Below are 17,620 nucleotides of genomic sequence, written 5' to 3'. Positions count from 1 at the left end.
TTCTCCATTAATTGTTAGCGAGCGGGGTCCAGGACAGACCGCCATCGCGAGTTTGGATGAGACCGTCCTCGGTGAGGGCAACGACTTGATCGGCATTGTTGGGATGGACGGCGACCGCATCAGTGCGGAAAGACGAGCGTCGCGCCCAGACGACCCCCGCGTCCGCGGAAGCCCACACACCGGAAGGTAGGGCGGCATAGAGCCTCATCGGAACCGACGCTGCGCTCACCAAAGCGTGGATCGGTTCTCCGGTGGGCAACGGTGCCTCCGGCGCAGGCGCTGCCCCGGATACCAATGCGTCCATCGCATCGCCTGGCTGCACGTCCTGCCAACGGCAGAAACAGTCGGGCACGCGGGTGAGACCCAATCCGGTTCCAGCGTATAACCAGATGCCGCCCATGCCCGTGGCCAGATCGACCGAGGCCAATGCAGTCAAGTCGCGTTCGGCATCTGCCAGCCAAGGCCGGTCCATCGCGAAGACCCAAGACCGGCCAGCATCTTCGCTTTTCCATAGACCGTCGCCATGAACGGAAACATACAGGGTTTCGGGGTTTGAAGCAGCCGCTGCGACAGCAACTACTGGAGCCTCGGGTAAACCCTGGCTTCTCGCCTCCCAGCTCTGCCCGCCGTCTTCGGATAGCGCAACGCCCCCATTGGACAGCCCCGCCGCAATCCGACCGGCACGGTCGTTGTGTGTCGCAAGCGAAAGAATGCTGCCGCCCTTCGGACCGGGCAGCGGTGTGGACACTCCGCCATCGTCGCGGCGGGTAAGCCCAGCACCTCCGACGATGAGCGCATTGCCATCGAAGGCTATTGCGGAGGGTGTTTCGCCGGGCGCAGCACGAGCTGTCCGGTTTACCGAAACCGAGAGCACTGCACTGGCCCCGAAAGCCATAGCGGACGTGATAAAGGCTCGACGCGTTGGCGTCGGTAGAAACAATGTCATGATATTCCAACTATCCTGAGGGGAACTCAAACCCGCAGCGCGCGAACCCCGCGATGCTGAGTAGGACCATGAACGATCAGATTGATCGCGCATGAAGTCAGCCGCAGCTAGCCGAAACGGATTCCGGGCAGCGTCAGCTCAGGGTGGAGGATCTCGGAGGGTAAGGGTTCGGCAGTCCGGTGCGTCCGGCCATGCTTCGATAAACCGCTACTTCGGTGGTCGTCACCGCCTCAGGCAGGCCGGCCTCGCCCGATGGCAGGATGGCCGACAGGGGAGAAACGCAGAAATAATCGCACGGCTGCATGTCACCGCCGCCGACAGGGCAATCTTTGCAGCTGCCCATATCGCCGTTTTCGACGGCGGTAAGGGCCATCGTCATATTCATGCTGGCTGCATTCGCGGTATGCGCGACCGAACCCGCCGCGAAAACGGCGAGCATGAGGATCGTTAGAATGCGGGCATACCTTTTCATCTCATATCGAATAGCTAAAACTTGGTGACCTGTCCATACACGTTTTGTCGCACCGCTTGTAAGGGTTCAGGAACGCATCAATTGTGGAACTGGTGTCCGGTCCTATCCGATTTTCCAAGCCGATGGGCGTGTGATTTCGCACTGAGCTACTAAAGTTCAGCAATCCAATTGTTTCTAAATCGTGTGTTGCTAAAGCAGCATTTGAATCGCATTTGAGATAAATCCAAGTCTTTGATTTTTCCCAGTTTTTATCTGTTCCTCGTAGTGTCTTTCCATCAACTTTGGGGAAAGGTTCAACATGGGAAAGTCAGTTATTGCGGCGCTTGCGCTCGCCTTGTCATGCGGCGCCGCCGGCGCCAATGCACTCCATCTCAACCAGACGCAGCCAACTAGCGTTGCGAATATGGTGACGTTCGGCAGAACGACAATACCTATCGGCTATTATGACTATTGCCAGCGCTACGCCGATCGCTGTGACCGCCCCGCAGATGGCCAGATCGTCGAATTGACACGCGAACTTTGGAGCGACATCATTCAAACCAATGATGATGTGAATACGTCCGTTGCACCTCTGACCGACAACGAAATATTCGGGGTTGAAGAGCGGTGGGAATATCCCAAAAATGTTGGCGATTGCGAAGATTACGCACTTGAAAAGCGCAAACGCCTAAATCAACGGGGCATACCCTTGGGTGCACTATCAATGACGGTTGGACGGGATGCAAATGGAGGCGGACATGCGGTCCTGACCGTTATCACCGATCGGGGGGATTTCGTTCTGGACAACGTTGAACCTCGGGTTCTGCTCTGGAAAGAAACAGAACTCTATTTCCTCAAGCGCCAATCGCAACATGACCCCAACACATGGGTCAGTCTCGTCTCTGGTTGAATCGTGGGCTGGAGGTCGATATCCAAACACCTCCAGCGCCTACAACAAGAGCTAGCAAAAAGCTCGCGAACCCTCCGTACAATGCTTCCATCATGTTATGGCCTCCGACAAGACAAAAAAGGCCAAACAGGACTGCAAAGCCCGAATAGGCCGCCAGGGTCGTCGCGCTGAAAAGGCCGATACGTGCCAGCAGGTGAGAAAGTCCGATGTGATCCATCCCCAAATTATGGATGCACCATCGGCACACAGCCAATCACTTGTCGGTGATTGGCTGTGAAGGCAACGGATCCATCTGGGTTTCCAACTGCAGGTGAGTGATGCTCACGCCAAACACGGTTACTGCGAAGCAGCACAACGCCAATAGCAGATAAATGTTCCGGCGCTTGCGCTGTCGCGCCAACGTGTGCGATTCTTCGATCGAAAGTCGCAGAGAAGTGTCGGTCATTTTTGTCCATTACCTGATCTTGACGATTTGTCGAGATCGGATACACGAAGCTGCTCGTCACTGGAAGGCACGCTGACCCAAAAGACTGCGGCGCGCTTCCAAGAGAAGCTGGTTCCCAGCTCGGGTGGATGGAACTCGGTGCGGAGAAAGACGTCCTGAGCGAGCCGGGGCCTTGGATTGGCATATGTCTCCAGTCTTGGCTGATCGCACGACGGCCTGGCCAATGTTCTAGGCCGAGCGCAAAGTCCCAAGCGGGAGCGGAGCACGGAAATGCCCGTCTCTAATACGGGCGGCAATTCACCACGTCCCAATCGCGTTTGGCAAAGGTAAGGACCGTTTTCGCATTCGAGCGAGACCTCCTTCGTCAGCATAGCGAGCTCGAAAATCCTTGCTGGTACGTAGTTTTGCACCTCATCAGTTTCAATAGCCAGGACCGACCCACCGGCCCCCAAAATCGCATGGCCCCTTCTTGGTGCTAAACCAGCCCCGAGCCCAATTTTGGTGAGCCGGCTTATACGCGCCAGGAAAACGAGCCCTTCATGGTGCCAAAGAGGAGTGGCTGGTGAATTTGCCAGGAATTATATATCTAATGCATGTCGCGTTCAAATGGATTCATTTGAACGCGACATGCATTGATTCAAAGAGTTACAGCGCCGCGCATCCGATTGGATGTGCGGCGCTGTAGTCGATAGGTTTCGAGCACACCATACGCATCTTGTCCTCGGGCCACGTCCGGCGCGTCAAGAACACATCAAAAATCATTCTCGAAGCGAAGAACGTGGCGCGGCTTGAGCGGACCGAAATTCCGCTTCATCCGGAAATGCAAGTTCGATTGGAGAATTGTGCCAGGCTTATGCGCTCAGAAGCCTGCACCTGGCGCAATTGCTCCGAGCTCCTTGAGTGAGGCCGTAAGGTTGGACTTGCCACCCTTGTAGCCGAATACGTAGTTTGCGGTGCCAGAAATCGAAAACAGAGGCTCATAGCTTTCCTTCGCCGTGTCAGCTTCAACAGCATCGGTCACGTTGTCGAGGATCAGGCTACGATTCTCAAATGCAACAGACAGAACGGCGTGAAATAGATTACGGCTGGTATCCTTGAGCACGACTATTTCCATGGCGCTCATAGGAACATCGAGGCGGGCCAGCAAAGCCATTTTCAGGATGGCGTAGTCTTCGCAATCGCCACTGCTGCGATCCAGAATTTCACCGGGCGTCGACCAGTAGTCCACCCGTTCATGGTTCTGGTCGTCTGCCTTGTAGGCGACAATTCTGTTGACTGATGCTGAGACGTGGCGGAGTTGCTCGCTGACAGTTGATCCGCTCAACGCAAGTTGATCGGCAAGGTCTGCGCACTTTTCGGTGCAAATGTCGTCGGGTGCGCCGGAAGCGACAGCCTTCTTGATCAGGCCGGATATGCGGGCACCACTCTTGATCTTGCCGAAGCGGATCCTGTAGGCACCGAACAAAGGCGCTTCCTGACGAATGGTCTGGCTGATCGACACCCCAGCGGGGGCCGCCATCGCAGGAATCGAGGCGGTGATGACCTGGGCCTGGTCGATCATCTTTTCATTGAGAGCCGGATTTTCCGCCAGGCCCTTATCGGCAAGTTTTGTGAGCGCCGATGGTAGTGCGAGGTCGTTGGTGGAAGCAAGGTCAAAGTCAGGATCGACATCAAGATCAAGGGGAGCGAGGCCAGCTTGGGTCAGGGCAAGGGTCGTGGTGAGGTATTCCGTGGTCAGCCAAGCTGAACCCCGGGCGACATTCCGGTTCTGCAAGAGGGGAGCGGCGGCACTGGAGCTTATAAGAACTTCAGGATTTGTTTCGAGTGTTTCGTAAGCACAAGCCTGTGCGAATGAAGCGCAGAGCAACACGAGTGCGAATGCAGATACTTTGGAATATGATTTCGCTTTATATTTATCTTGCATCTGATTATTCTCCCCTTCGTTGAGGAGAAGACTACAATGCAGAGTATAATATCCCGCAAATGGGCATGCTTAACGATTTTATACTTATTTCTCTAAAAATTTATCCAATTTCATTGCGAGACTCCATCGTTCGTGGTTGGGCATTTCCGCTTCTGCGGAGCATCTTGATTGATCGCTGGATCGCCGCGCGGTTGCGGCTGATTTTAATCTCTCAATCTGCGACTTTTCATGCTGTCATGTCGTCAGGATCAGCTTGCAGGTATCGCATCCTGCGTTCGCATGCTTTGTCCCGAAGATATTTCCTCAATCTCGTCGAAGATAGGTTCATGAAGGCACGGCTGAGCGGTAAACGCGCAGTCCTCGGGTAGAGTAACATGCGCAGAGATCAAAATGCTCCCTTCCGTCTCAAGTCAGCTGCATCAGCGCCATGCCGGAATTGTTGCCGTTGTTTCGTATCGCGGTCTCCGCCGCTGGATCCGTCATGCAGCCATTTTGGAACCGAGCTTTGGCGCCAGACGGACATACGCCAACTCGCTTATAAGTTCGATCAATGTCTGCGTGACAATGATCGCAGGAAGGAGTGGGACCGCGCCGGGAACAGCGAATGCCAGCGGAAGGACGACGAGAGAATTACGCGTTGCGGCACTGAACGCGAGGGCCCGCCCGGCTGGCGCATCAAGGCAAAACAGCCTGCTCATGCCCCATCCCGCCAAGGGTGCAATAACCGCATATGCCACGTAAATCGGGACGACCCGTAACGTGTCATCAAGTGCGGGGCCGAGTTGCGGCACCACAGCGGCCACGACAACGAATAATACAAACGCTGTCGCGGGAACTGGGAGCAGCCCAAGAACCGAGGCTACACGTGCCCCCGCGGCACTTTTGATGGCCCAAAACTGGACGAGAGCGGAGAAGACAAGCGGGACCGCAATCAACCAGGCGAATGCGTGAACAAATGGCCCCGCTGTCACAAGAGACCCAGCCTCAGGGCCAAGGAAAAAACCCAGGTAGACGGGAAGCATCATCATCTGGATGACCAGAAGCGCGGGCGTCGCAGCTAGCAGGAGACGGGCATCGGCACGACCGAGATGCGAGAAGGTTACGACATAGTCGATGCATGGCGCGAGAAGCACCAACAGCACGCCTAGCCTTATCATCGGATCGGGCGGCAGAAACTGAACAAGGGCTCCCACCAGAACAGGAACCACAACGAAATTGGTCAGCAGCAGGACGCCAAGAAAGCGAAAGCGCGAGAAGGCCACTCGCAACTCGGCTAGGGGGACCTGGAGGAACGTCACGAATAACATGAATGCCAGCGCGGGGTTGATGCCGATTTCCAGCGCCGTCATTCCGTTGAGAGTTACCGCCACAATCATGCCGAGGACGACAGCGCCAAAATAGATGGGGACCTGACGGTTTTCGAGGGTTTCACGCAGGAGGGTCAATCGAACTCTTTCGTTTGTCATTTTGGCTTCGGGGAAGGTCTATATGGAATTACGGGAATGGCTATCCCGGTGGCGCCATCTTTTTGTCAGACCCAAGAACGGGATGTGAGTGACGCAATCTATGCCATGCGCGCCTTGAAGTCAGCGCATCCAGCGTACAGGTGATTGGGGGCTTAGGTCTCCTCAGGGGTGGGGCATGCAACGCAGCCGCATTGATTGGTTGCAGATGTCGCGAAAGTGCTTCCACCCACAACAGTTTAGCGACGAGTGAGGAAGTATCCGATTTCCCAACGGCAGGCTGAACATCAGAGCTTGTGGGGTCCAACAGGATCGAAAGGCAACCTGTCGCCGCAAGCCGGGTCAACGTCGGAACTCTTCAAGAGCACCGCATGAAGTTCGTCGTGAAGGCGGCTTGTTTTGCGACCACAACACCAAGCCAACAGAGCCGGTCAGCTAGCCGCTTTCAACAACCTCTGGATCTTCAGCAGAGCCACATGCCGATCCTCGTGATAATCGATGATCCCGCCAAATCGCCCGTCGGCCCGAAACAGGAACACGCCGGCGGTGTGGTCCATGGTATAGTCATCCTCCCTCGGCACCTTCTCGAATGTTGCGCGGAATTCGTCCGCGGCGCGCTTGATCTCGGCAGGTGACCCCGTCAGACCGGTGATTCTTGGATCGAAGTTCGACAGGTAGTCGGCAAGAACCTGTGGAGTGTCGCGCTCCGGGTCGACACTGACCAGAAAGATATTCATCCGGTCGGCGTCAGGGCCGAGATCTTGCAGCCAGAGCGAAATATCGCTCAGCGTTGTCGGGCAAACATCGGGGCACCAGGTAAAGCCGAAAAAGACTATTGTCGGGCGGCCAATCCACTCTGATGGACTCACCGTCACGCCATGATGGTTCGTCAGGGTGAAGGACATCTTGCCGATACGCAATGGTATCAGCGCGGAGCCCGTTTGCAGGCTGTCCCGGCTCTGCCACCACCCCAGACCGAGCGTAAAGGCCAGCGCGCCGACGCCCGACGCCCCGGCAACGAGCAGCGTACGGCGTCTCAATCTTTTTTGTCCACGCAGCCTGCATCTTTCGCACCCATTCCCCGGATCGCCACGGGAACGGTCACGTCGCCTGCCTCGCGGAACGTCAGTGTAAGCGGGAACGTCTCGCCTTCCTTCAGCACCTGTGTAAGACCCATCAGCATGCCGTGATAGCCGCCTGGCTCCAATTGCACGGTGGAATCTGCTGGCACGGGAATCGCCGTAGCGTGCGGCATCGAAGCCACGCCATCCTTCACCACTGTTTCGTGCAGCATGGGCTTTCCGGACACCGGCGTCGCGATGCCGGCAAGCACATCGTCTTTCACGCCAGTGTTGCGGATGGTGACATAGAAGGCGCTGGGCCGGGCCATTCCGATCGAAGCCCGCGACCAGGCTTCCGAGATTTCGAGTGAGCTAAGTTGAACAGTTTCACACGCCAGTACCGGGGTGGCGGATAGGCTGAGAAGGAGAGCGGTCAGAAGATATTTCATCGTATTCACAATCTTTGCCTGAGGTCGTTAAGGATTTCACTTGCTGGCGTGCCATAGCTGAATTGGCGCAGCCAGTTTCCGTCAGGTCCGATCAGGTATAGTGCTGCGCTGTGTGCCATTGTGTAACCATCCGGCGCGCCGGAACTGTCCTCGCGCTCATAGAAAATCCGGAAACTGCGGGCTGCGGCGCGGGTCTGCGCCTCGTCGCCAGCCAGACCGAGGATTGAAGGGTGAAAGGCCGCAGTATATTCCGCGAGTTCCAGGCTGCGGTCTCGTGTCGGGTCGATAGAGATGAAGAGGGGCTGTACCTTTCCTGCGTCATCTCCCAGACCCTCCATCACTTGCGCCACTTCGGCAAGCGTCGTCGGGCAGACGTCCGGGCAATTGGTGAAGCCGAAAAAGACCAGAAGATGCTTCCCCGCAAAGTCCGAGGGCATGCGCACTCTTCCCTCAGCATCAAGCAGGGAAAAGGTCGGCCGGAAAGACACTTCGGCCACCGGTGTTTCCGCGCGCTCATCAAGAAGATGCAACGCGCCGTAAGCCGGAATAGCAAGGGCCACCGCCGCCCAGAGCATCTTCTGCAGAACCTTCAATCGCATCCTTGCCGTTCCTCGCGTTCCGGCTAGTCGTATAAAGCCTCTAGTGACATGAGCTTCAAGCGGAATATCTGAACATGCTCGGTCGGGAGGCGCTCCGCTGGTTAATCACTTCTGGGAGGGTCGCAGCGGGCCGGACGCAAATAATCATGAAAAGCGGCGACGCAATGCAACATTGAACGCCTCGATAGCAAGAACCATGGCGATGACCGCCAGCGTGACACTGGCAGCCTTTTCGTATTGAAATGAGCGAACATAGGTCTGAATGTAGAAGCCGATGCCACCGGCTCCGACGATGCCGAGGATAAGCGATTCTCGTAGGTTCAGCTCGAAACGAAAGATTGTATCACGGGCGATCACCGGAGCCATTTGCGGCCAGATTGCATAGCGTAGGCGTGCAAGCGGCCCGGCGCCCGCACTTTCCAGTGCGGCGATCGGTCCGCGGGCAACCCCATCAATTGCTTCAGCATAGAACTTCGCCAGCATGCCCGTTGCATGGATGGCAACCGCGATGATGCCCGGAAGCGGGCCGAGGCCCACTGCGCCAACCATCAACATGGCGACGAGAATCAGCGGAATGGCGCGAATCAGCGCGAGAGCTGTCCGCACCGGACGGTGAACGACGGGCGGGGCCATGGTTTCCGATGCAAAGACGCCGAGCGGCCCCGACAGGAGCACAGCACCGAGTGTTCCAAGGATGGCGATGCGCAGCGTCTCGGCGCTGCCGTTGATGATCTCGGTCATCACTGACGGATCCGGTGGAAACATCCGCGCAAGGAAATCACCGATGCGCGGCCCGGCGGAGAAGAGGCGGGAAAGTTCGACGTCGGTCGTCGCGAGCGACCAGAGCACGGCCCCGGCGACGAGCCCGCCCGTCGCGAAGCCGCCCCAACCCCGGCTTTCCATCACGGCACCGCCTTCAGGCGGGGCTGTACGGCAGCATTCGCATCATCATAGAGCCGGGCTGTCGCGCCCTCGGTGAGCTCTGCCGTCGGAGTGTCGAAAACGATCCGACCGTTGCGCATGCCCACGATTCTCCGCGCGAAGCGCCGCGCAAGGTCGGGCTGGTGAGAGGAGAAGACTGTGGTCGCGCCTCGTCGACGCGCGGCTTCGGTTAGAAGCGAAAGGATCTCGGCTGCGCGTGCGGGGTCGAGGTTGCTCACCGGTTCGTCGGCAAGGATCAGGCGCGGCTCCTGCGAGAGGCAGCGTGCGATTGCGACTCGCTGCCGTTGTCCGCCGCTCAGACTGTCCACCCGTCGCTCAGCCAGGTCGACAATGCCGCAATCGGCCAGCGCCGCGCGCGCAACCGCAAGATCGTCTTTCGACGGCCGCCCGAGCAGGGCACGCAGCGGCCTCATGCGGCCCAGCCTGCCGTTCAGCACGTTGCGCAGCACGCTGGCGCGTTCGACAAGAGCGAAGTCCTGAAAGATGAACCCCGTATCGGCCCGGCACGCGCGCGGCGGCGCACGGTCCGCATCGAGCGCGTCGCCCAGCACCGAGACGCGGCCGCGCCAAGCCCTCAGGCGACCATCGAGCAGCGTCAGGAGCGTCGTCTTGCCCGCCCCCGAAGGCCCGATCAGCGCGAGCGCTTCACCCGGCGGGATAGACAGCGTCACCTGATCCAGCGTCGGCAGGCCCGAGGTGACATGGGAGAAACATAGCTCCTCGATGCGGAGGGCCTCGGTCATTGCAGAAGCCCGTAGCGGCGGGCGAGTGCCCGAACACCGTCGAAAGCGACCGCATCGGCCGGGACATAGCCGTCCGGGCCGTAGAGATGCCGCAACATGGCGCGATGTTCGAGCTCGTTCAGCCGCAGCATAGCGTTCACGAAATTTTCCTGCACCTCGGCGTCCAGTCCCGGGCGGGCAATCACCAAGTGGCTAGGGATCGGCTCGCTCTCGGCGATCCAAGTGACTTGGGACTGTTGGCCTGGCGCGAGCAGGAGATCGGCATACTGGCTGGCGCCCGCGGCATCGACCAGTCCCTCTGCCATTGCCTGCATCGCCTGCTGATATCCGCCCGCGAAGAACACTCTGCCGAAGAACGCTTCCGACTCTGCGGGTCCCGCGATCAGTCCCGCGCGCTCGAATTCAACCAGCGGGTAGAGATAGCCTGACTCCGAAATTGGATCGGCAAAGGCGATATCGCGTCCGCGCAAATCGGCCAGCGTGGTGATGCCGCTGTCGCGTCGCACGAAGACCCGTCCGGTGTAGGTGGGGGCGTCGCGATAGATCTCGGATAAGAGCGGCACCGCACCGATTTGCGCCTCGGCCAGAACAAAGGGCAGCGCTCCCATGAAGGAGATGTCCGCATCGCCGTTGCGCAGCGCCTCGACGGCGGCGGCGTGATCGATGGTCACGAAACCTTCGACCGGCACGCCGATCTCTCGTGACAGCCAACCGGTGATGGCCTTGATGTCGCCCAGTAGCTTTTCAGGGTTCTCCTGCGGAATAAAGGCCAACCGCAACGGGGCAGACTGCGCGCGAACCGGTGCCGCGAGGGCCGCGAGACTTGCACAGCACAGCGCCAGCATATGACGGCGGGAGAGCATGGAGTTCATCAGAACGCCCTTTCTTCGATGGCTTGCGCCTCGGACTGAAATGCGGCCCAGCTTGCCTCTGCGGCGGCCCAATTGTCGGCGCGGACTTCTGCGCCAACTGCAGCCAGGTGTTCTGCGAGGGAGTAGATCTCCGGGCGTGCGACAAGGTTCGCCATGGTGCCAGCATCCGCTGCAAGATCGGCGGCGACGGTATCAGTCAGGAGCAGGATGTGCTGAGTGTCCCGGCGCGGCAGAAGGGTATCGAGGGTGGAGGCAAAGGTTGTCAGCTCCGCAAAAGCCAACCGGAATGGCGTATTCTCGGTGTCGAAGTCCTCATAAGGTTCATCCGCCGCGCCAACGGTCTCAAGGTAAGCGGTGAGATCGGCGCGCTCGGACTCGCTGAGGCCAAGGCTCTTGGTCGTGTCGAACCAGTTGACAACGGCGGCCAGCGTCGGCATCGAGCCGTCGTGGAAATAGGGCGCGGTATAGACGGTCCCGAGCAGGGTCGGCGTGTCCAGCGCCCCGCCGCGCGACCCTTCATAGGCCGGGATGACCGATCCTATGTCATGTGCCTGCCGGTCCAGGAAATTGCCATCTGGCACATGACAACTGGCGCATGATTTGCCGTTCAGCCCGTCAAAAGGCTGGTTGAAGATCGCCGCGCCGCGCTGTGCCGCCTCAGGCGCGGCCTCGGTCAGGCGGCCGTCGCCGGTTAGCATCGCGTTCGGCAGAAAGTCGAACTCGGTCATGTACGCGACGAGGGCGTCCAGCATGAAGGGCGTCGGCTCGGCCCCAGCGAATTCGTTGACGATCACGTTGCGGGTGAAATCGCGAATGCTGGCAAACCGGCCGTCACGGCCATAAGGACCCGTAAACCGCAGGCCGCGCAGGCTGGGAATGTCGATCGGGTCGGCGCGGCGGTCGTTGAACATCGGATTGAAGAAGGCACCGTCCACATCCACTGCTCCGGGTTGATGGCTGGCGCCGGGAATGAAGAAACGCTGGTTGATATCCGAACGGTTGTGGCAGGTCGAGCAGGCGATGCCAATTTCACGCGCCGGGCCGCTGAATATTTCGGGGCTGTCGAACAGCATGTCGCCATAGGCGATGAGCGGCAGGTCGGTCTCATCTATGCCTTGCTCCTCGAAACCCAGTACAAGCAGGGGCAACGGATCCTGATCGAAGATGTCAGAGCCCGGAGGCAGCGTCGCGGGAAGCGTTACCGCACGGCCGCTGAGGGCGATGGTTTCCGGCACGGCGGTGAGGGTTGTGCGCGGTGCAAAATCGGCGACGCGGTAGTTCGCGGCGAGATAGTCGGAAACAACCACCCGCGCTGTCGCCATTGCGTTGAGATCGGGTTCGGTCGCTCCAGCACCCAGCACCCCGGTGGAGCCGGTGGCACTGGACAGCTCCAGCCAGGCCCGTCCGAGCGCGCGGGCCGCTTCAGGGTCGGCGGCGGCGAGATGATCCTCGATTGCGCGATAAAGCTCTCGGGCCGTGCGTACCGCCTGCTGGGCTGCAGCGGGGCTCTCGGCCGCCAACGCCGCGTCAAGCTCTTCGTCGATGCGGGCGGAGATAATACGCGTCGCGGCCTCGAAAACCGCTGCCCGATCTTCGCGCGCGATGGCAGCTGTCAGCGGCTCGGTCGGTAGGGAGCTTTGGCCCGCGAGCCAATCGAGCGCACCTTGCGTGTATTCCGATCCGCGATAGGGCTCCTCCCAGGCGCGCCCCAATTCATCCCAAGGCACGGGAGTAAGATTGCCCAGAAACAGGGTCAGCCGGTAGGCGGCAGCCTCGGGTAGCCAAGGGGTATCTCTGGCCGGGGTCGCCATGGCCGGCCCGGCGAGCAGACCGATCCCCAGCCCAAAGCCGAAGACGAGAGCTAGTAATTTGATACGCACACGCGCCTCCATCCCGATTCTTAGCTAAGGCTAACTTATACATCCTTGACCAACATATTGTCAATCGGGCAGCGATCCGGCATTGTCCTCTGATGATTGACCAAACTTCACAGTCTAGCGACGATCTCGCGCCGGACAGCCGCGCCCCCGAAGCACAAGCCAACGGGTTCGCGACCGTACGCGAGGCGCGGCGTAACGAGTTGGCCGAAGATTATGTCGAACTGATCGCCGACCTGATCCACCAGTATGGCGAGGCACGTCCGGTCGATATCGCCGAGCGGTTTGGCGTTCGCGCGCCGACCGTGACCAAAACGCTGAACCGCTTGGCGCGCGAAGGACTGATCACCCGCGAGAAGTACCGTTCAGTGTTCCTGACGGAAGCAGGTCGGACGCTGGCACAGGAATGCCGCCGTCGCCACGAAATCGTACTGCGGTTCCTGATCCGTCTCGGACTTGACCCCGAAACGGCGGAGCGTGATGCCGAGGGGATTGAACATCATGTCAGCGAGCAGACACTCGCCCTGTTCGAATCCTATGCCAATCGGCCCTAGCGGAACCTCACGTACTCTCGACCGCGCTGCGGACTTCAGCGATGAGGCCGTCCAAACTGGGTTCCGATAGTTCGCGCCCGTTTAGAAAAAAGGTGGGAGTCTGACGGATACCCACCGCTTCGACATCTGCCTTATCCTGGTTCAGAATTGCTGTAATTCCGGGAAACAACCTGTCGCTCTTGGCCCGTTCCAGATCAAGACCGGCAGCCGCCGCGATCTGCCAGGCCAAGTCCATACGCGGTGCACCGTGCACAGCCCATGCTGGTTGCTGCTTCAGGATGGCATTGAGCACAGGTTCAAACTTGTCCTGCATTCGTGCGGTCTCCAGGATACGCACCGCCTCGTCCGATCCTTCATGAAACACAGTGTAGCGCATGACGACGCGCACCTGCTCCGGGAACTCCTCGCGTATTGCCTGAACTGCCGGATGAAAGGCCCTGCAGGCCTCGCAGGAGGGATCAAAAAATTCAACAAGGGTGACCGGAGCCTCATCGGGGCCGAAGCTTGGCGAATAATCTCGAATCAACTGCGCCTCATCAACTGCCGGGGTTACTGCCTCGGCCTCGGTCAATTGTTGGCGCCGGGTCAGGAAGAAGGCGCCGCTACCGAAAGCGGCTAGCCCGAGAGCCGAAGCTCCAATCAAGAGAGTGCGTCTGTTCATGCGCGTCTTCCTTTCGATAGAACAAGGCAACTGAGGATCGCTCCAAAGGCGATCAGGGATAGATAGGGAATGGGCAGGCCAAGGATGGTCTGTGCCTGATCGGTGCAGGACGGCCCGGTTTTTGCACAAGGCGTGACAGCCTCTTGGATCCAGCCGGAGTAAAGGCCGGAATGCCAACCCGCCAACATCAGGCCGGCCGCTGCCAACGGCAGGCCGTAGGGTCGGGCCATGCCGTCGGCGCGCCAGATCGAAAGGCCGACGATGGGCACCAGGGGAAACATGGCAATGCGTTGGTACCAGCAAAGAGTACAGGGCATCTGTCCGAGCACTTCCCCAATGAAGAGAGCGCCAAGTGTTGCGGCCAGAGCGATAACGAACGCCGCCAGCAAGGGCATATCCTCGCCGGACAATGATTGAGGGTCAGGATTGGTCAACGACGGTGTCCTTAGATCGGTGTGAAGCGAATGTGGCGAACACGATAAACAGAGCGCCAAACGTAATCGCAATATCGGCTGTGTTAAAAGTTGGCCAGCGCCAGCCCTGAAAAGAGAGATCTATGAAATCAGTGACCGCGCCCTGTCGCAACCGATCAACCACATTGCCAAGCGCGCCACCCACTATCAGAGAAAATCCGATCTGTTCGACCGGGTGACGCGCCCGAAATGCCATGATGGCGAGGACCACGGTCAAGGTGCCGGTCAGCGCGGCCATGACCAGCGGTTTACCAGCCATGAGGTCAGAGAACAGACCAAAGCTCACCCCTACATTAAAGCCGAGCGTCAGATCCAATCCGGGCAAAACTGCCACTGAATTACCCTGCAAGAGCAGCGACAAGGCCGCCGCCTTGGTCAGTTGATCAGTGGTTGTTGTGGCTCCGATCAATGCCCACACCCACCGAGCGTTCATGGCCTTATACCGCGACGCATGCTAACCCAACGCGGCACAGTTGCGGCATACTGCTCATAATCCCGCCCCAACGCTTGGCTAAGTATAGCCTCCTCGGAACGAACCTGTATCGAGGCTGACCAGAAAAAGATCAGCGGGGCAAGAATCGTCGGGATTGCTGGAACCGCTAGACTGATACCGGCCAGAAGCATGAATTGACCGACAAAGGTGGGATTGCGGCTGAACCGATAGAGTCCGTCCGAGACGAGGTTGCCGGTCGCTCCCTCGGTTACACCAACGCGCCACGAGCTCCCCATCGACATTTGCGCCGCGAAGGCAAGCATCGCGCCGACCCCTGCTACGAACACGCCGATCAGACCAAGCGCTGCTGTAGAGCCTCGGCTCCAGAACGGATCCATCTCGCGCAAGACAGGCATCACCAACCAAAGTAGCGGCGCAACAGAAGCCAGAACAAAGGCCGCACGGAACCCCATTGCGGCCCATCGGTCACGTCCCCTGGCACGGCCAAACAGCCATACCGGCTTTCCCGCTGCCCGTGCTGCGATCGCGCTGCCCCAGAAGAAGAGGGAAAGGTAGCCAAAAAGAAGGACCAGCACGGACCAACCAAAGCTGGAAATCATGATATCAGGCCTCCTGCTCTGGATTGAACCGCAGCAGCCGCAACGCGTTCAGCGTGACGAGCACCGTCGCTCCGGTATCGGCCATAATCGCGATCCAGAGACCGGTCAGCCCCAAAACGGATGTCACGAGGAAGACCGCTTTCAGACCGAGCGCAATGGTAACGTTCTGGCGAATGTTGGCCATTGCCGCACGGGTAAGCCGGATGGTCGCCGGAATGTCGGTCACCCGGTCACGCAGGATGGCCGCATCGGCCGTTTCGAGCGCGACATCGGTCCCCGATCCCATGGCTACGCCAACGCTTGCCTGCTTGAGGGCTGGGGCGTCATTAATGCCGTCACCGATCATCATCACGCCGCCATGTTCGCTCATGTCGCGAATGGCTTTAAGCTTGTCTTCGGGCATCATGTCGGCCTGATATTCCATGCCCAGGTTTTGCGCTATTGCCGCTGCCGTACGCGGATTGTCTCCGGTCAGGATGATGGGTGTAATACCGATGGCTCTCAGCTGGCGAACCGCTTCGGGCGCATCGGAGCGCGGTTCGTCACGCACAGCGATAATGCCGAGCGGGGTCTTCTCGCGGAAGACCACCACAGCGGTCTTGCCCTCTTCCTCAAACGTTGTGGTCTGGGCGAGGTCAGACTCGTCAATGCCGGCGTTCTCCCTGGCATATCCGGGCGAAGCCACCCAAGCGGAAGCGCCTCCCACAGTGGCGGTCACACCCTTGCCCATCAGCGCCTTTGCATCGCGTGCCGGTGGGATCACTATGCCTTCTTCCTCGGCCTTGCGCAAAATGGCGACAGCCAAGGGATGGCTAGAGCCGCCTTCTACGCCCGCCGCGACAGAGAGAAGCTCGGCCTCGGTTGTTTTTCCCAAAGTCACGACGTCTGTCACCACCGGTCGCCCATGGGTCAACGTCCCGGTCTTGTCGAAGGCCACGCGGCTCACCTTGGCAGTCGCTTCAATCACGGCGCCGCCTTTCAAGAGAAGGCCCCGCCGCGCACCGGTGGAAAGTGCCGAAGCGATGGAGGCGGGAACCGAGATCACGAGGGCACAGGGGCAACCTATCAACAAGAGCGCCAGCCCGCGGTAAACCCAGGTATCCCAAGGCTGGCCAAAAGCCAGTGGCGGCACGAGCACGACCAGCGCCGCGACAGTGACGATTGCAGGCATGTACCAGCGGCTGAAGCGGTCGATAAACCGCTCGGTCGGCGCGCGAGCCTCCTCGGCCTCTTCCACGAGGCGAATGATGCGTGAGATGGTGTTGTCTTCGGCGGCTTTGGTTACGGTAATCCGCAGGGCGGCTTCGGTATTGATCGATCCTGCAAATACAGGATCGCCCGGACCTTTGTTCACCGGCACACTTTCACCAGTTACCGGACTGTCGTCCACCCCGGAGGTGCCTTCTGTGATCTCGCCGTCTGCCGGAATACGATCGCCGGGACGGACGAGCACGATCTGTCCTATAGCAAGACTTGCTGCCGGCACTTCGCGTGTGACGCCGTCCATTTCCAGAAGCGCCGTTTTCGGGACGAGATTGGCAAGCGCCCGTATCCCGTCGCGCGCCTTGCCTGCCGCCACGCCTTCCAGGACTTCGCCCACTGCAAAGAGGAAAACAACCAGTGCCGCCTCTTCCGCCGCATTGATGAACAGTGCGCCGATAGCGGCAACCGTCATGAGGCTTTCGATGGTGAAAGGCTGCCCCACGCGCAAAGCGACAAACGCGCGGCGGGCAATGGGGGTAACTCCGATCAGACACGCGGCGACAAAGGCCCAGTTTCCCACCTCTGGCACAATCAGTTCCACTCCCCAGGCTATCATGAGAAGCAAGGCGGTAAAAATCACCAGTCTGCCCTTGGCCGTCTGGTACCACCGCTTGCCTCGATCTGCGGGATCGTCATGTACGTGTCCGGGACTGCCATGACCGGAATGATCTTTTGCCTTGCCGCCGGCCTGGGAGTGGCCGGTACAGCTTGCACTCTGATCGACAGCTTCGTCCTGCACCGCCGTCGCGACGCGCGGTTCGATACCGTAACCGAGCGCACGAACAGTTCTTTCAACCTTGTCGCGGCCGGTTTCACCTTCGTCCAGCGTCAGGCGCAGGCGTTCGGACATAATGCCGACCTCGACGCCGGTGACTCCTGGCAGCCTTGCCACGGCGTCCTTGACCTTCGTCGCACAAGACCCGCAGTCCATGCC

At 59.3% G+C, this 17,620-nt stretch carries 19 protein-coding genes; 2 read left to right on the top strand and 17 right to left on the bottom strand.

Annotation, left to right across the window (positions count from 1 at the left end; all coding sequences use genetic code 11):
• Positions 1 to 7: 7 nt before the first annotated feature.
• Positions 8 to 946 carry a hypothetical protein gene (locus tag AZF01_RS22900; RefSeq protein ID WP_200866632.1) on the bottom strand — a complete coding sequence of 313 codons (939 nt, stop codon included), beginning with the start codon at positions 944 to 946 and terminating at the stop codon, positions 8 to 10.
• 133 nt (positions 947 to 1,079) lie between these two features.
• Positions 1,080 to 1,418: a hypothetical protein gene (locus AZF01_RS22895; RefSeq protein WP_024706446.1), complete on the bottom strand. Its 339-nt coding sequence runs from the start codon at positions 1,416 to 1,418 to the stop codon at positions 1,080 to 1,082.
• A gap of 298 nt (positions 1,419 to 1,716) precedes the next feature.
• Between AZF01_RS22895 and AZF01_RS22890 the strand changes: the two genes are divergently transcribed.
• Complete coding sequence (locus AZF01_RS22890; protein ID WP_024706447.1) at positions 1,717 to 2,307, top strand: transglutaminase-like cysteine peptidase; 591 nt, start codon at positions 1,717 to 1,719, stop codon at positions 2,305 to 2,307.
• 253 nt (positions 2,308 to 2,560) lie between these two features.
• Here the strand turns inward: AZF01_RS22890 and AZF01_RS22885 are convergent, their stop codons facing one another.
• From AZF01_RS22885 to AZF01_RS22840, 10 genes are all read right to left on the bottom strand, one after another.
• Positions 2,561 to 2,752, bottom strand: coding sequence for a hypothetical protein (locus AZF01_RS22885; RefSeq protein WP_024706448.1), 192 nt, complete (start codon positions 2,750 to 2,752; stop codon positions 2,561 to 2,563).
• Between the two features lie 859 nt (positions 2,753 to 3,611).
• The gene (locus AZF01_RS22880; RefSeq protein WP_051423965.1) at positions 3,612 to 4,676 is read right to left on the bottom strand and encodes a transglutaminase-like cysteine peptidase; all 1,065 of its coding nucleotides are present in this window, start codon (positions 4,674 to 4,676) and stop codon (positions 3,612 to 3,614) included.
• A 479-nt stretch (positions 4,677 to 5,155) separates the two neighbouring features.
• Positions 5,156 to 6,121 carry an arsenic resistance protein gene (locus tag AZF01_RS22875; protein ID WP_024706450.1) on the bottom strand — a complete coding sequence of 322 codons (966 nt, stop codon included), beginning with the start codon at positions 6,119 to 6,121 and terminating at the stop codon, positions 5,156 to 5,158.
• Positions 6,122 to 6,570: 449 nt separating this feature from the next.
• Complete coding sequence (locus AZF01_RS22870; protein WP_024706451.1) at positions 6,571 to 7,179, bottom strand: SCO family protein; 609 nt, start codon at positions 7,177 to 7,179, stop codon at positions 6,571 to 6,573.
• Positions 7,176 to 7,649: a copper chaperone PCu(A)C gene (locus AZF01_RS22865; protein WP_024706452.1), complete on the bottom strand. Its 474-nt coding sequence runs from the start codon at positions 7,647 to 7,649 to the stop codon at positions 7,176 to 7,178. The genes AZF01_RS22870 and AZF01_RS22865 overlap by 4 nt, the downstream gene beginning before the upstream one ends.
• Before the next feature lie 5 nt (positions 7,650 to 7,654).
• Positions 7,655 to 8,248, bottom strand: coding sequence for an SCO family protein (locus AZF01_RS22860; protein WP_024706453.1), 594 nt, complete (start codon positions 8,246 to 8,248; stop codon positions 7,655 to 7,657).
• Between the two features lie 144 nt (positions 8,249 to 8,392).
• Positions 8,393 to 9,151: a phosphonate ABC transporter, permease protein PhnE gene (gene phnE / locus AZF01_RS22855; RefSeq protein ID WP_024706454.1), complete on the bottom strand. Its 759-nt coding sequence runs from the start codon at positions 9,149 to 9,151 to the stop codon at positions 8,393 to 8,395.
• A complete protein-coding gene (locus tag AZF01_RS22850) occupies positions 9,151 to 9,933 on the bottom strand; it encodes a phosphonate ABC transporter ATP-binding protein (protein ID WP_024706455.1) in 783 nt (260 codons plus the stop codon). Before AZF01_RS22850 ends, phnE begins: the two co-directional genes overlap by 1 nt.
• Entirely contained in the window at positions 9,930 to 10,805 is an 876-nt protein-coding gene (locus AZF01_RS22845; protein ID WP_024706456.1) for a phosphate/phosphite/phosphonate ABC transporter substrate-binding protein, read from the bottom strand. Before AZF01_RS22845 ends, AZF01_RS22850 begins: the two co-directional genes overlap by 4 nt.
• Positions 10,805 to 12,685, bottom strand: a complete 1,881-nt coding sequence (locus AZF01_RS22840; protein WP_200866635.1) for a cytochrome c peroxidase — start codon at positions 12,683 to 12,685, stop codon at positions 10,805 to 10,807. The genes AZF01_RS22845 and AZF01_RS22840 overlap by 1 nt, the downstream gene beginning before the upstream one ends.
• A 92-nt stretch (positions 12,686 to 12,777) precedes the next feature.
• Between AZF01_RS22840 and mntR the strand changes: the two genes are divergently transcribed.
• On the top strand, positions 12,778 to 13,236 hold the full coding sequence (gene mntR, locus AZF01_RS22835; protein ID WP_024706458.1) for a manganese-binding transcriptional regulator MntR: 459 nt from the start codon (positions 12,778 to 12,780) through the stop codon (positions 13,234 to 13,236).
• Positions 13,237 to 13,243: 7 nt separating this feature from the next.
• Here mntR and AZF01_RS22830 read toward each other — a convergent pair whose 3' ends face one another.
• Genes AZF01_RS22830 through AZF01_RS22810 form a run of 5 tightly spaced genes read right to left on the bottom strand, consistent with a single transcriptional unit; the run spans position 13,244 to position 17,617 of the window.
• Positions 13,244 to 13,897: a thioredoxin domain-containing protein gene (locus AZF01_RS22830; protein WP_024706459.1), complete on the bottom strand. Its 654-nt coding sequence runs from the start codon at positions 13,895 to 13,897 to the stop codon at positions 13,244 to 13,246.
• Entirely contained in the window at positions 13,894 to 14,292 is a 399-nt protein-coding gene (locus AZF01_RS22825; protein WP_024706460.1) for a disulfide bond formation protein B, read from the bottom strand. The genes AZF01_RS22830 and AZF01_RS22825 overlap by 4 nt, the downstream gene beginning before the upstream one ends.
• Before the next feature lie 25 nt (positions 14,293 to 14,317).
• Positions 14,318 to 14,803, bottom strand: coding sequence for a signal peptidase II (gene lspA, locus AZF01_RS22820; RefSeq protein ID WP_024706461.1), 486 nt, complete (start codon positions 14,801 to 14,803; stop codon positions 14,318 to 14,320).
• Positions 14,800 to 15,423, bottom strand: a complete 624-nt coding sequence (locus AZF01_RS22815) for an isoprenylcysteine carboxylmethyltransferase family protein (RefSeq protein ID WP_024706462.1) — start codon at positions 15,421 to 15,423, stop codon at positions 14,800 to 14,802. The genes lspA and AZF01_RS22815 overlap by 4 nt, the downstream gene beginning before the upstream one ends.
• A 4-nt stretch (positions 15,424 to 15,427) precedes the next feature.
• Positions 15,428 to 17,617, bottom strand: a complete 2,190-nt coding sequence (locus AZF01_RS22810; protein WP_024706463.1) for a heavy metal translocating P-type ATPase — start codon at positions 17,615 to 17,617, stop codon at positions 15,428 to 15,430.
• Positions 17,618 to 17,620 lie beyond the last annotated feature (3 nt).

Source organism: Martelella sp. AD-3 (genome assembly GCF_001578105.1).
In the GTDB taxonomy this organism is placed as follows: Bacteria; Pseudomonadota; Alphaproteobacteria; order Rhizobiales; family Rhizobiaceae; genus Martelella.
The sequence above is the reverse complement of the archived record's forward strand: the minus strand, read 5'-3'. Positions and strand labels throughout refer to the sequence as shown.

Excerpts from the sequence above, each read along its gene's own strand:
- AZF01_RS22895 (WP_024706446.1), bottom strand. The coding sequence starts at position 1,418 with ATGAAAAGGTATGCCCGCATTCTAACGATCCTCATGCTCGCCGTTTTC.
- AZF01_RS22845 (WP_024706456.1), bottom strand. The coding sequence starts at position 10,805 with ATGAACTCCATGCTCTCCCGCCGTCATATGCTGGCGCTGTGCTGTGCA.
- AZF01_RS22865 (WP_024706452.1), bottom strand. The coding sequence starts at position 7,649 with ATGAAATATCTTCTGACCGCTCTCCTTCTCAGCCTATCCGCCACCCCG.
- AZF01_RS22900 (WP_200866632.1), bottom strand. The coding sequence starts at position 946 with ATGACATTGTTTCTACCGACGCCAACGCGTCGAGCCTTTATCACGTCC.
- AZF01_RS22815 (WP_024706462.1), bottom strand. The coding sequence starts at position 15,423 with ATGATTTCCAGCTTTGGTTGGTCCGTGCTGGTCCTTCTTTTTGGCTAC.
- AZF01_RS22825 (WP_024706460.1), bottom strand. The coding sequence starts at position 14,292 with ATGCCCTTGCTGGCGGCGTTCGTTATCGCTCTGGCCGCAACACTTGGC.
- phnE (WP_024706454.1), bottom strand. The coding sequence starts at position 9,151 with ATGGAAAGCCGGGGTTGGGGCGGCTTCGCGACGGGCGGGCTCGTCGCC.
- AZF01_RS22890 (WP_024706447.1), top strand. The coding sequence starts at position 1,717 with ATGGGAAAGTCAGTTATTGCGGCGCTTGCGCTCGCCTTGTCATGCGGC.
- mntR (WP_024706458.1), top strand. The coding sequence starts at position 12,778 with ATGATTGACCAAACTTCACAGTCTAGCGACGATCTCGCGCCGGACAGC.
- AZF01_RS22880 (WP_051423965.1), bottom strand. The coding sequence starts at position 4,676 with ATGCAAGATAAATATAAAGCGAAATCATATTCCAAAGTATCTGCATTC.
- AZF01_RS22860 (WP_024706453.1), bottom strand. The coding sequence starts at position 8,248 with ATGCGATTGAAGGTTCTGCAGAAGATGCTCTGGGCGGCGGTGGCCCTT.
- AZF01_RS22810 (WP_024706463.1), bottom strand. The coding sequence starts at position 17,617 with ATGGACTGCGGGTCTTGTGCGACGAAGGTCAAGGACGCCGTGGCAAGG.
- AZF01_RS22850 (WP_024706455.1), bottom strand. The coding sequence starts at position 9,933 with ATGACCGAGGCCCTCCGCATCGAGGAGCTATGTTTCTCCCATGTCACC.
- AZF01_RS22885 (WP_024706448.1), bottom strand. The coding sequence starts at position 2,752 with ATGACCGACACTTCTCTGCGACTTTCGATCGAAGAATCGCACACGTTG.
- lspA (WP_024706461.1), bottom strand. The coding sequence starts at position 14,803 with ATGAACGCTCGGTGGGTGTGGGCATTGATCGGAGCCACAACAACCACT.
- AZF01_RS22830 (WP_024706459.1), bottom strand. The coding sequence starts at position 13,897 with ATGAACAGACGCACTCTCTTGATTGGAGCTTCGGCTCTCGGGCTAGCC.